Origin of the sequence: Olsenella intestinalis, from assembly GCF_023276655.1 — a bacterium.
GTDB lineage: Bacteria > Actinomycetota > Coriobacteriia > Coriobacteriales > Atopobiaceae > Olsenella_J > Olsenella_J intestinalis.
Genome location: NZ_JALGRK010000002.1, coordinates 1,015,826 through 1,028,181, shown reverse-complemented (window position 1 = coordinate 1,028,181; position 12,356 = coordinate 1,015,826). Strand labels below are relative to the sequence as shown.

Annotated in this window: 10 protein-coding genes; 7 read left to right on the top strand and 3 right to left on the bottom strand. The window is 66.9% G+C overall.

Annotated features, from left to right (window positions below; translation table 11 throughout):
- The 7 genes from M5D76_RS09215 to M5D76_RS09025 form a co-directional block, all read left to right on the top strand.
- On the top strand, window positions 1-1,582 hold a 1,582-nt coding region (locus M5D76_RS09215; protein ID WP_283102130.1), incomplete at its 5' end, for an MBG domain-containing protein.
- Between the two features lie 5 nt (window positions 1,583-1,587).
- The gene (locus tag M5D76_RS09050) at window positions 1,588-2,109 is read left to right on the top strand and encodes a hypothetical protein (RefSeq protein ID WP_248923056.1); all 522 of its coding nucleotides are present in this window, start codon (window positions 1,588-1,590) and stop codon (window positions 2,107-2,109) included.
- 239 nt (window positions 2,110-2,348) lie between these two features.
- A complete protein-coding gene (locus M5D76_RS09045; RefSeq protein ID WP_248923055.1) occupies window positions 2,349-3,191 on the top strand; it encodes a transketolase in 843 nt (280 codons plus the stop codon).
- Between the two features lie 2 nt (window positions 3,192-3,193).
- Window positions 3,194-4,129, top strand: a complete 936-nt coding sequence (locus M5D76_RS09040) for a transketolase family protein (protein ID WP_248923054.1) — start codon at window positions 3,194-3,196, stop codon at window positions 4,127-4,129.
- A gap of 213 nt (window positions 4,130-4,342) precedes the next feature.
- On the top strand, window positions 4,343-4,606 hold the full coding sequence (locus M5D76_RS09035) for a type II toxin-antitoxin system RelB/DinJ family antitoxin (RefSeq protein WP_248923053.1): 264 nt from the start codon (window positions 4,343-4,345) through the stop codon (window positions 4,604-4,606).
- A gap of 724 nt (window positions 4,607-5,330) precedes the next feature.
- On the top strand, window positions 5,331-7,010 hold the full coding sequence (gene ettA, locus M5D76_RS09030) for an energy-dependent translational throttle protein EttA (RefSeq protein WP_248923052.1): 1,680 nt from the start codon (window positions 5,331-5,333) through the stop codon (window positions 7,008-7,010).
- Window positions 7,011-7,269: 259 nt separating this feature from the next.
- On the top strand, window positions 7,270-8,388 hold the full coding sequence (locus M5D76_RS09025; protein WP_248923051.1) for an aldo/keto reductase: 1,119 nt from the start codon (window positions 7,270-7,272) through the stop codon (window positions 8,386-8,388).
- A gap of 169 nt (window positions 8,389-8,557) precedes the next feature.
- On the opposite strand, the gene M5D76_RS09020 is transcribed toward M5D76_RS09025, so the two are convergent.
- The 3 genes from M5D76_RS09020 to fumC are packed head-to-tail and all read right to left on the bottom strand — an operon-like array spanning window position 8,558 to window position 12,311.
- Entirely contained in the window at window positions 8,558-9,778 is a 1,221-nt protein-coding gene (locus M5D76_RS09020) for a glycoside hydrolase family 25 protein (RefSeq protein WP_248923050.1), read from the bottom strand.
- A 7-nt stretch (window positions 9,779-9,785) separates the two neighbouring features.
- Window positions 9,786-10,940 (bottom strand): NAD(P)-dependent malic enzyme, encoded by a 1,155-nt coding sequence (locus M5D76_RS09015; protein ID WP_248923049.1) that lies wholly within the window; start codon window positions 10,938-10,940, stop codon window positions 9,786-9,788.
- Between the two features lie 3 nt (window positions 10,941-10,943).
- Entirely contained in the window at window positions 10,944-12,311 is a 1,368-nt protein-coding gene (gene fumC, locus M5D76_RS09010) for a class II fumarate hydratase (protein WP_248923048.1), read from the bottom strand.
- Between the last annotated feature and the right edge of the window lie 45 nt (window positions 12,312-12,356).

Sequence of the window (12,356 nt, the reverse complement as noted above, 5' to 3'; positions counted from 1 at the left end):
CTCCGAGATCGACTTCGCGCTCAGCCGCCAGGCGGGCGAGGACGTCGGCGAGTACGCCATCAGCGTCACGCTCGGCGACAACCCCAACTACGACGTGACCGCCACCGGCGCGACCTTCAAGATCACCGCGGCGAAGCTCCCCGACGTGAAGCCCGACCCCTCCGACGAGACCGCGCGCTTCGTGGTCGAGGGCCCGGAGAACACCACCTACAACGGCCAGGAGCAGAGGCAGCTCGTCACCATCCGCGACAAGGCCACCGGCGCCACCCTCGTCGAGGGCACCGACTTCGAGCTGGCCTACCCGGCCGACGTCACCAACGCCGGCACCAAGGCCGTCAAGGCCACCGGCAAGGGCAACTACGACGGCGAGATGGCGCTCTCCTACGAGATCGCCAGGGCCAAGTACACCGTCACCACCGACGGCGCCGAGAAGACCTACGACGGCAGCGCCCTCACCGCGCCCGCCAGGATCGACGGCCTCGTGAACCACGAGACCGCGACCATCAAGGCGACCGGCTCCCAGACCGAGGTCGGCTCCAGCGAGAACGGCTACGAGCTGACGTGGGACGGCACGGCCTCCGAGTCCAACTACGAGCTCGGCGAGGCGACCCTCGGCACGCTGACCGTCACCGCGGCCAAGCTGCCCGACGTGAAGCCCGACCCCTCCGACGAGTCCGCGCGCTTCGTCGTCGAGGGCCCGGAGAACACCACCTACAACGGCCAGGAGCAGAGGCAGCCCGTCACCATCCGCGACAAGAAGACCCGCGCCACCCTCGTCGAGGGCACCGACTTCGAGCTGGCCTACCCGGCCGACGTCACCAACGCCGGCGCCAAGGCCGTCAGGGCCACCGGCAAGGGCAACTACGCCGGCGAGATGGCGCTCTCCTACGAGATCGCCAGGGCCAAGTACGCCGTCACCACCGACGGCGCCGAGAAGACCTACGACGGCAGCGCCCTCACCGCGCCCGCCAGGATCGACGGCCTCGTCAACGGCGAGACCGCGACCATCAAGGCGACCGGCTCCCAGACCGAGGTCGGCTCCAGCGAGAACGGCTACGAGCTGACGTGGGACGGCACGGCCTCCGAGTCCAACTACGAGCTCGACGGGGCGACCCTCGGCACGCTGACCGTCACCGCGGCCCCGGCGCCCGGCCCGGCCCCGACGCCCGGCCCGACCCCGACGCCCGGCCCGCTCGGCCCGACGACCGACGGCGGTGCTACTGCCGCGCCTGCGCCCACGGCCGCCGCGGCGCCCGCGGCTCCTGCGGCTGACGCCACGCCTGCCGAGACCATCGTCGACGACGCGGTCCCGATGGCCGAGCCCCAGGCCGAGACCATCGAGGACGAGGGCAACCCGCTGGCCGGCAAGGCCGACCACGACCACGGCGAGTGCTGGGTCCACTGGGCCATGGGCTTCGGCATCCTGCTCTCGCTCATCGCCTACGGCATCGTCCTGCGTCGTCGTCGCTCCTTCACCGACGGCCTGCATGACGACGGCGACTCGATCCGCGGCATCAAGCGCGACGAGTCCAACGAGCCGCAGGGCTCCGCCTACGGCGTCCCCGCGTACAAGGAGGTGTAGTTGAAATGACCAAGTCTACCGCCATCATCACGGCAGTCCTCGTGGCCCTCTCGATCGCACTGCTGGTCGTCTGGTACGTCTCCGGGCTCTACCTGGTCGACGCCCCGCTCGACCTCATCGTCGACGCGTTCTGGTGGGTCGTCATCGCGGCCTGCGTCGTGCTCGTGGTGCGCAGCGAGCAGAAGCGCCGTCGCGCGATCCGCACGATCTACGTGTCGCCCACGTCGCTCTACAGCAGCAGCACCGGCGTCGTCGCGTGCCCCGACCCCTCGCAGCGCCCCGCGACGATGCGCAGGATGCTCGACAGCGTAAGCTACGACTACAGCAAGAAGCCGCTTCCCGATCGCAGCGAGTTCGAGTGCCACTACGTCGTGACCACCGACCGCTTCGAGGAGGGCGAAGACGCCAGCACCGAGGGGGTGCGCGTGTGGGAGGGCACCGTCGACACCGTGATTCCCGGCGCGCGCCAGCCCGTCTCCAGCAAGGCCTTCAAGGACGCCAGGGAGCTCTCCGCGATCGTTGCCTAATCAGTTGGGCATAGAGGTTCCTGCCACGAATCCGGCTCTTCTCCATTGCCTCATCGCGATGGGGGAGGGCCGGATTCCTTGCTTGGTTTGCGATGGCTATGTTGCCGTCCGCGGCGATGTTCGTGAGCTTGCCGATACGGGGGTGTGTGCGGACGTTCGAAGACGTATAGTAGCGGGTGGTCATTTTGCCTTGGGTCGGGGGTCGTCCCCGACCCGATTACTGACGAGGGAGTGAACAGATGACTGACACGTTGACTCGGCATTCGAATGACGAGCTCAAGGCGCTTGCCAGCAGCATTCGCCAGGGTATCGTGACGGCCACCCACGCGGCCAAGTCCGGCCACCCGGGCGGGTCGCTTTCTGCGGCGGACATCCTCACGTATCTCTACTTCGAGGAGATGAACGTGGATCCCGCGAACCCGCGCGACCCCAAGCGCGACCGCTTCGTGATCTCGAAGGGTCATGCGGCGCCTGGCCTCTACGCGACGCTCGCCGAGCGCGGTTTCTTCGACAAGGCCGAGCTCGAGACCCTGCGCCACATTGGCTCGATGCTCCAGGGTCACCCCAACATGAACGACACCCCCGGCGTCGACATGTCCACCGGCTCCCTCGGTCAGGGCTCCTCGGCCGCGGTCGGCATGGCCCTTGCCGCCCAGCACTGGGGCGAGGACTGGCGTACGTACGCTCTTCTCGGCGACGGCGAGATCGAGGAGGGCCAGGTGTGGGAGGCCGCCATGTTCGCGGGCAACCACAAGCTGGACAACCTTGTGTTCATCGTCGACTGGAACGGCCTGCAGATCGACGGCACCATCGAGGACGTCAACTCCGCGGCGCCGATTGCGGACAAGTTCCGCGCGTTCAAGTTCCACGTGGTCGAGGTTGCCGACGGCAACGACTTCGACCAGATTCGCGCCGCCTTCGCGGAGGCCCGCGCCACCAAGGGGATGCCGACCTGCATCGTCGCGAAGACGGTCAAGGGCAAGGGCGTCTCGTTCATGGAGAACCAGGTTGGCTGGCACGGCAAGGCACCCAACGACGAGCAGTTCGAGCAGGCCATTGCCGAGCTCAAGAAGGAGGCGTAGAGATGGCTGACGTGAAGAAGGTCGCCACGCGCGACAGCTATGGAAACGCTCTCGTGGAGCTTGGTGCGGAGCACGACGACTTCGTGGTGCTCGACGCCGACCTGGCCGCCGCCACCAAGACCGGCATCTTTAAGGCCGCCTACCCCGAGCGCTTCTTCGATGCGGGCATTGCCGAGGGCAACCTGATGGGCCTCGCCGCCGGCATCGCCACGACCGGTCGCGTCGCGTTCGCCTCGACGTTCGCGATGTTTGCCGCCGGCCGCGCCTTCGAGCAGGTGCGCAACTCCATCGGCTACCCGCACCTGAACGTGAAGATCGGCGCCACGCACGCCGGCATCTCCGTGGGCGAGGACGGCGCCACGCACCAGTGCTGCGAGGACATCGCGCTCATGCGCACGATCCCCGGCATGACCGTGGTCAACCCGTCCGACGACGTTGAGGCCCGCGCTGCGGTGAAGGCCGCCTACGAGACGGACGGCCCGTTCTACATGCGCTTCGGCCGTCTTGCGCTGCCCGTGATCAATGACCGCCCGGACTACAAGTTCGAGCTGGGCAAGGGCGTCCTCATGCGCGAGGGCTCGGACGTGACCATCGTCGCGACCGGCCTCATGGTGGCCGCGGCCCTCGAGGCCGCCGAGTCACTGGCGGCCAAGGGCGTCGACGCCGAGGTCATCAACATCCACACGATCAAGCCGCTCGACGAGGAGATCATCCTCGCGTCCGCGCAGAAGACCGGCAAGGTCGTCACCGCGGAGGAGCACTCCGTCATCGGCGGCCTCGGCAGCGCCGTGTGCGACGTGCTCGCCGAGAAGTGCCCCACGCCCGTGCGCAAGGTTGGCGTGCAGGACACGTATGGCGAGTCGGGCCCGGCGGTCGATCTTCTCGCCAAGTACGGCCTGGATGCCGCGGGCATCGAGAAGGCGGCTCTCTCGTTCTAGGGGAGCGCGCTTGGCGCACATGCGACTTCGCAAGGGGGCGGGCTTCGGCTCGCCCCCGTTTTTGTGTGGCCATCAGCCTGCCCTATGCGGGGTCGCCGAGAACGCGCTGCCTTTCGGGGGAAGCCCCTGCAGCCCGGCCTTCTTGAATTAGCTCGTCGGATATACTGACAATGTCGTACATTATTAGTACGTAATTGCTTGAGGTGATTGGTGATGACCACGCTTACTGTCCGTATGGATGAGGAAACAAAGGCCGCTGCCGCGGCCGTCGCGCATGAGTATGGATTTGACCTTTCCTCAATTACGCGGGCATTCCTTCGTCAGGTTGCTCGCGAACGAAGGATTCCGATCGATGTTGTGACCCCGTTGCCCAATGCGGAAACGCTCGAGTCCATTGCAGACGCACAGGCAATTATTGCCAGAGGCGAAGAGGGGTTCGATACCGCTGATGAGCTTCTGGAGCAGGCGAGATCGTAGGAAATGCGTCTCAAGGCATACTTCACGCCGGCATTTCGCAGGGACTTGGAAAAGCTTGATAAGCGACACGTTGATGATCGGCCTCTGCGCGAGGTGCTAGTGCTGATATATGGGGTCGATCGAGCGTCCGACCCGTTCTGTTCTTTGGCGTCATCTTTTTAGCATGCACGATTACGATGGCATATTGATAGACAGTCAGTGGCAGCGAGAAACGTCAGAACGATTGCATGCGCATGACTTGACGTGCGTTTCGCAGTGCTGATTACTCAGATTACGAAAAGGACGCAGATAATTACTCGAATTTCAGATTTGGCACGGCGGATTACTCAGATTACGGAAAAGGTACCAGAAATTACTCAGATTACGGAAAAGTCACCGACCCTCGTGAGGTGCGTTTTGAAGGCCCGCAGGTAGACGAGGTGCAAGTCGATTCGGGGTCGTGTTTGAGTGCGTCCTTTTCGAAATCTCAGTAATCGGCGGTGACATTTTCGTAATCTGGCTAATAATCTGCGTCCTTTTCGTAATCTGAGTAATCGGCGCGCGAGGGGCGGACGTGGGGTCGTTTCGAGATGCGCGTGGGGTTGTGCACGGGGTCTGGAATGGGGCTCTTCTCGGCGGGTGACGTTGCCTGGGCCTGATGTGGCGTGGGATACTTGGGAAAGTTTGCGATTGCACGCGCGCGCGGGCGGATGGCTCGGCGCGACCCAACCACAAAGGACGTGACATGGCGGAATTCATCTACCAGATGCACCAGGTTCGCAAGGCGCACGGCGACAAGGTCATTCTTGACGACGTGACGATGGGGTTCTTCCCCGGGGCCAAGATCGGCGTCGTGGGCCCGAACGGCATGGGCAAGTCGACGCTGCTCAAGATCATGGCCGGCAAGGAGGAGATCTCGAACGGCGAGGCGCGCATGGCGCCCGGCTACTCGGTGAGGCTGCTGGAGCAGGAGCCCGAGCTTGACGACACCAAGACCGTCAAGGAGAACATCGAGATGGCGTTTGGCGAGGTGATTGCCAAGGTCAACCGCTTCAACAAGATTGGCGAGGAGATGGCCGACCCCGATGCGGACTACGACGCGCTGATGGAGGAGATGGGCAAGCTCCAGGACGAGATCGACGCCGTGAACGGGTGGGACCTCGACAGCCAGCTCTCGCAGGCGATGGACGCGCTGCAGTGCCCCGACGCCGACGAGCTGGTCGACCACCTCTCCGGTGGCGAGAGGCGCCGCGTGGCGCTCTGCAAGATCCTGCTCGAGGCGCCGGACCTGCTGCTTCTGGACGAGCCGACCAACCACCTGGACGCCGAGTCGGTCCTGTGGCTCGAGCAGTTCCTCAAGAACTACCAGGGCGCCGTGCTCGCCGTCACGCACGACCGCTACTTCCTCGACAACGTTGCCGAGTGGATCTGCGAGGTCGACCGCGGCACGCTCTACCCCTACAAGGGCAACTACTCCACCTACCTGGAGACGAAGGCCGCGCGCATGGAGGCCGAGTCCAAGCAGAACGCCAAGCGCGTCAAGAAGATGAAGTCCGAGCTCGAGTGGGTGCGCAGCTCCCAGAAGGCGCGCCAGGCCAAGAGCAAGGCTCGTCTCGCCGCGTATGAGCAGATGGAGGCCGAGGCGCTGCGCGCGTCGGGCGTCGACTACACCGACATCCACATTCCCGTGGGCCCGCGCCTGGGCAGCAAGGTCCTCGAGGTCGAGCACCTGCACAAGGCCTTCGGCGACCGCGTGCTGATCGACGATTTGTCGTTCAGCCTGCCGCGCAACGGCATCGTGGGCGTGATCGGCCCGAACGGCGTGGGCAAGTCTACGCTGTTCAAGATGATCGTGGGCAAGGAGCAGCCGACGAGCGGCTCGCTTGAGCTGGGCGAGACCGTGCTGCTCTCGTACGTCGACCAGAACCGCGAGGGCCTCGAGGCCGAGAAGAACGTGTGGGAGGTCGTCTCGGGCGGCAACGACTACATCATCGTGGGCAAGCAGGAGATCCCGAGCCGCGCGTACGTGTCGGCCTTCGGGTTCAAGGGCACCGACCAGCAGAAGCGCGCCGGCGTGCTCTCCGGCGGCGAGCGCAACCGCCTGAACCTGGCGCTCACGCTCAAGCAGGGCGGCAACCTGCTGCTGCTCGACGAGCCGACCAACGACCTCGACACCGAGACGCTCGAGTCGCTCGAGGAGGCGCTGCTGGAGTTCCCCGGCTGCTCGGTCATCACCTCGCACGACCGCTGGTTCCTGGACCGCATCTGCACGCACATTCTGGCGTGGGAGGGCACCGACGAGAACCCCGGCCAGTGGCACTGGTTCGAGGGCAACTTCGAGGACTACCAGCGCGACCGTCTGAAGAGGCTCGGGCCCGACGCTTCGCGCCCGCACCGCATCCACCGCAAGCTGACGCGAGACTAGCGCAAGCCACCGTTCCCTCGTCGGCCGCAGCGAGCAGCGCGCCTTCGGCGCGAACTCGCGGCCAACGAGGGAAACGGCGTCTGCCCGTGCCTTGCGCGAACTTGCGCAGGACATGGGGAGTGGGAGTCAGTCGGCAGTCGCCGGCGCGTGTCGGGGAGGCGGCTGCATGGTGGTCGCGAGGCAAGCCCCGACGGGGTGATTGCCGAGGGAGTCGCGTGGAAGGCGCAGGCTCTTCTCGGCGGAGAGAAGGAAGTGACGTATGTCCGGATCATTTGACGAGTGTGGCGGCAAGCTGGGCTTCGGGCTCATGCGACTGCCGAAGCTCGAGGACGGCTCGATCGACATCGAGCAGACCAAGGAGATGGTCGACCACTTCATGGACGCGGGCCTCACGTACTTCGACACGGCCTTCGTCTACACCGGATCCGAGGAGGCCACGCGCAAGGCGCTGGTCGAGCGCTACCCGCGCGAGTCGTACACGCTGGCGACCAAGATCAACGCATGGATGGGCTGCACCGACGCGGCCTCCTGCAAGGCGCAGTTCGAGACGTCGCTTGCGCGCACGGGCGCCGGCTACTTCGACTACTACCTGCTGCACGCGCTGCAGGCCGACAACTACAAGAAGTACGACGAGTACGGCATCTGGGACTTTGCCGCCGAGATGAAGGAGAAGGGCCTCACTCGCCACGTGGGCTTCTCGTTCCACGCGACGCCCGAGCTGCTCGACGAGATCCTGCGCGCGCATCCTGAGGTTGACTTCGTGCAGCTCCAGCTCAACTATGCCGACTGGGAGAACCCGGCTGTCACGAGCCGCGCGAACTACGAGGTCGCGCGCAGGCACGGCAAATCGATCGTGGTCATGGAGCCCGTCAAGGGCGGCGCGCTCGCCAACCCGCCTGAACACGTGGCCTCCATCCTGCGCGAGGCGAACCCGGAGGCGTCGCTGGCCAGCTGGGCCATCCGCTACGTCGCGTCACTCGAGGGCGTCGAGGTCGTGCTCTCGGGCATGAGCAACCTCGAGCAGATGGACGACAACCTCTCCTACATGCGCGACTTCAAGCCGCTCGACGAGGACGAGGCTGCTGCTATCCGCCGCGTGCAGGCGGTGCTCGACTCCATCGAGCGCGTGCGTTGCACGGGATGCCGCTACTGCGCGCCCGGTTGCCCCATGGGCATCGACATTCCGGAGTACTTCTCCGCCCTGAACGACCTGCTCGTCTTTGGCAACGTCGAGCGGGCTCGCCGCGACTTTCGGGAGACCCTGGAGGATAGCGCGGCGCCGGACGCGTGCATTGGCTGCCTGCAGTGCGAGAGTGCCTGCCCGCAGCAGCTGCCGATCACGAGCTGGCTCAAGCGCGTGACCGCCGAGCTGGCGTAGGGCAGTGATAGTGGCCCGCGACTCGGGTGCGCGGGCGACGTGAGCGCGGCCCCTCCGTTTTGCGCAAGTTCGCGCCGAAGGCGCGTTGTTCGCAGCGCAAGGCGGAGGGGTCGCGTCCTGTGTCGTGCCGGATCGGCGGCGAGCAAGGCCAGGCTCTTCTCGCCCGGCGCTACGACGTGGCGAGCACGCCCATGAGGTCGAGGTCGAGGTCGACCTTCTCCTTGATGCCGTCGACGGTGGCGCTGTCGGAGTACTGCCAGATGCCCATGCGCAGGCTCATCTGGGGACGGCTGGAGTAGTCGGCGAACCAGAAGCCGTAGTCGATCAGGTCGTCGAGCTCGTAGTTGGAGAGGTCGCTGCGGCTGCCGTAGACGATCGCCTTCTGGCCGTGCGACGCAAGCTCGCGGCAGAAGGCGCGCGCGACGGCGTTGCGTTTGGCCTTCGAGAGCGAGCTGATGCGGTCGGAGCCCGACGAGGAGGGCTCCATGTCGAACGCGATGGGGTAGCGCGTCACGGTCGAGCCGAGCTTGCCCATCACGAACTGGGCCTCCTCGATGGCCTCGTCCTCGTTGATCGCCTCGGAGAAGAAGTAGACGCCCACGTCGAGGCCGGCCTCCTGCGCCTCGCGGAAGTTCTTCTCGAAGCTCGTGTCCTCGGCGATGTTGCCCTCGACGGTGCCGCGATATCCCACGCGCACGTACGCGAAGTCGATGCCGTCGGCGGCGACCTTCTTCCAGTCGATCGTCCCGCTGTGCGACGAGACGTCGATGCCCGCGCGCGACAGCGTCTGGCCGCCGTCCACGTAGCTGACTCGGCCGCGGTCGTCGGTCTCGAGCTTGTCCCAGTCGTAGGGGCTCACGAAGATGTCGTCGGCGCTCGCGATGGCCGCGCTCAGGCGCGTGTCGGGCGCGCCGACCTCGCCGGGCGCCGGGAAGAACACGAGGCGCACGAGTGCGATGACGAGAAGAGCCGACACCACGGCGATGAGGGTCTTGAACGGGAAGGACGTCTTGCGGGCGTTGTTGCGCCTCACGGTGCGGACGCGGCTCTCGTTCATGCGGCGCTCGGCCGCGCCGCGCATCTGGGCCATGTCGCGCGAGCGCGCGCCGACGCGGCGGGCCTGGCGGACCTGCGCCGGGCGGTCGTCGCGGGTGCCGCGGACCTCGTGCGCCATCGAGCCGAGGGGCGTGCTTGCGGGCGGGCGGTAGCGCGTGCTCGCGCTCGAGCCCGTGCTGGGGCCGGCCGCGAGCGTGGCGTGCGGGCCGCGCGAGGTGGCCTTGCGTCGCTTGGTGGCACGGCGCTGGGCCCCGGAGGAGGCTCTTCTCGCCTGCGGGCTGCCCTGGGCGCGGCTCGTGGCGCGCCTGTCGTCTCTGTTGGGGAGGTACGTCACGCGGAAGCTAGCCCTCCACGTTCTCGGCCACGGCGCGCGCGACGACGTCCGCGACGGACTTGTCGAGGGCCGAGGGGATGATGTGGTCGGGCGCGAGGTCGGCGTCGCTCACGTGCGCCGCGATGGCGCGGGCGGCCGCGACCTCCATGGCGCGCGTGATCTTGGGCGCGCGGGCCGCGAGGGCACCCTTGAAGATGCCGGGGAAGACCAGCACGTTGTTGATCTGGTTGGGGAAGTCGGAGCGGCCGGTGCCGATGACGGTCGCGCCCGCGGCGGCCGCCTCGTCGGGCATGATCTCGGGCGTGGGGTTGGCCAGCGCGAAGACGATGCCGTCGTTCATGGAGGCGACCATCTCGCGCGTGACGAGGCCGGGGCCCGAGACGCCGATGAAGACGTCGGCGCCGCGCATGGCGTCGGCCAGGGTGCCGCGCTCGTGGTCGGCGTTGGTGAAGCGGCTCGCCTCGGCCTTGCCGGCCGAGAGGCCCTCGTCACCCTCGCAGATGATGCCCTTGCGGTCGCAGAGCAGGACGTTGCCGAAGCCCATGTGGGTGAGCAGGGTCGCGATCGCGATGCCTGCCGCGCCCGCGCCGCTCATCGCGATGCGGAGGCTCCCCTTGGGCTTGCCGGTGACCCTGAGCGCGTTCTCGAGCGCCGCGGCCACCACGATGGCGGTGCCGTTCTGGTCGTCGTGGAAGACGGGCACGTCGCAGAGGTCCTGCAGGCGGCGCTCGATCTCGAAGCAGCGCGGGGCCGCGATGTCCTCGAGGTTGATGCCGCCGAAGCTCTTGGAGATGAGCTGCACCGTGCGCACGAACTCGTCGGTGTCGTGCGTGTCGACGCAGATCGGGAAGGCGTCCACGTCGCCGAACTCCTTGAAGAGGGCGCACTTGCCCTCCATGACCGGCATGCCCGCGGCGGCGCCGATGTCGCCGAGGCCGAGCACGGCCGTGCCGTCGGTGATGACGGCCACGAGGTTGCTCCGGCGCGTGAGGTCCCACGACCGCTGGTAGTCCGCCTGGATCTGGCGGCAGGGTTCGGCCACGCCCGGCGTGTAGAGCAGGGCGAGGTCGTCGTTGGTCTCGATGGGCTTGCGGCTCACGACCTCGATCTTGCCGTGCATCCGCTCGTGCAGGGCCAGGCTCCTGGCGCTCGTCTGGTCCATGGGCTAGATCATCTCCTCAGGCTTGAACACCTCGTCGAAGCGCTGGGCGTCCATCAGGCCGAGCGAGACGCAGGCATCGCGTAGGCTCGTCTCGTCCTCATAGGCCTTGTGCGCGACGCGCGCGGCGTTCTCGTAGCCGATGTAGGGGTTGAGGCAGGTCACGAGCATGAGGGACTGCTCGAGGTTGTGGCGCATGCGGTCGCGGCGCGCCTTGATGCCGCGGGCGCAGTTCGCGTCGAAGGAGCGGATCGCGTCGGCGAGCAGGCGCGCGCTCTGCAGGTAGCAGTGGGCGATCACGGGCATGAAGACGTTGAGCTCGAAGTTGCCCTGGGAGGCCGCGAAGCCGATGGTGGCGTCGTTACCCATGACCTGCGCGGCGACCATGGTGACGGCCTCGCACTGGGTGGGGTTGACCTTGCCGGGCATGATGGAGCTGCCGGGTTCGTTGGCCGGGATCTCGATCTCGCCGAGGCCGCAGCGCGGGCCCGACGCGAGCCAGCGGACGTCGTTGGCGATCTTCATCATGTTGGCGGCCAGGGTGCGGAGCGCCCCGTGCGAGAACGCGACGGCGTCCTTGGCGGAGAGCGCGTGGAACTTGTTCTGCTCCGCCGAGAAGAGCATGCCCGTGAGCCGGGAGATCCTCTGGGCACAGAGGGCGTCGAAGTTCTCGGGGGCGTTGAGGCCGGTGCCGACGGCGGTTCCGCCGACGGCGAGGCGCGAGAGGCCGGGCAGGGTCGCTCGGATGGACTCGGCCGAGAACTCGAGCATGCCGCGCCAGCCGGAGATCTCCTGGGCGAAGCTGATGGGGACCGCATCCTGCAGGTGCGTGCGGCCGCACTTGACGGCGTCGGCGTTCTCGCGCTCGAGGCGGCGCAGGGTCCGGGCGAGCCCCTCGATGGCGGGGAGGACGTCGTTCACGAGCGCCTGCGTGCAGGCGATGTGCAGGGCGGTGGGGAAGGTGTCGTTGGAGGACTGCGAGCGGTTGACCGTGTCGTTGGGGTGCAGGAGGCGCTCGCCGGCAATCTGGTTGCCACGGTTGGCGATGACCTCGTTGACGTTCATGTTGGACTGGGTGCCCGAGCCGGTCTGCCAGACCTTGAGGGGGAACTGGTCCGCGTGGTCGCCGGCGAGGATCTCGTCGCAGACGGTGCAGATGAGGTCGGCCTCGCGGCCCCCGATGGTGCCGAGCTCGGCGTTGGCCTCGGCCGCAGCCCGCTTGAGGATCGCAAATGCCGAGATGATGCCTGCCGGCATGCGCTCTTCTCCGATTCTGAAGTTCTCGAGCGAGCGCTGCGTCTGGGCTCCCCAGAGCGCGCTGCTCTCAACGCGCACCTCTCCCATGGAGTCATGCTCTACGCGGTAGTCGGGCACCGTTCCTCCTTCTCGTGCGGCTGGCATGACCGCCGGACGCTGGGT

What these genes read in the sequence shown, in the direction of transcription:
- ettA (WP_248923052.1), top strand. Translation starts at nt 5,331, where the DNA reads ATGGCGGAATTCATCTACCAGATGCACCAGGTTCGCAAGGCGCACGGC.
- M5D76_RS09035 (WP_248923053.1), top strand. Translation starts at nt 4,343, where the DNA reads ATGACCACGCTTACTGTCCGTATGGATGAGGAAACAAAGGCCGCTGCC.
- M5D76_RS09045 (WP_248923055.1), top strand. Translation starts at nt 2,349, where the DNA reads ATGACTGACACGTTGACTCGGCATTCGAATGACGAGCTCAAGGCGCTT.
- M5D76_RS09040 (WP_248923054.1), top strand. Translation starts at nt 3,194, where the DNA reads ATGGCTGACGTGAAGAAGGTCGCCACGCGCGACAGCTATGGAAACGCT.
- M5D76_RS09025 (WP_248923051.1), top strand. Translation starts at nt 7,270, where the DNA reads ATGTCCGGATCATTTGACGAGTGTGGCGGCAAGCTGGGCTTCGGGCTC.
- M5D76_RS09050 (WP_248923056.1), top strand. Translation starts at nt 1,588, where the DNA reads ATGACCAAGTCTACCGCCATCATCACGGCAGTCCTCGTGGCCCTCTCG.
- M5D76_RS09015 (WP_248923049.1), bottom strand. Translation starts at nt 10,940, where the DNA reads ATGGACCAGACGAGCGCCAGGAGCCTGGCCCTGCACGAGCGGATGCAC.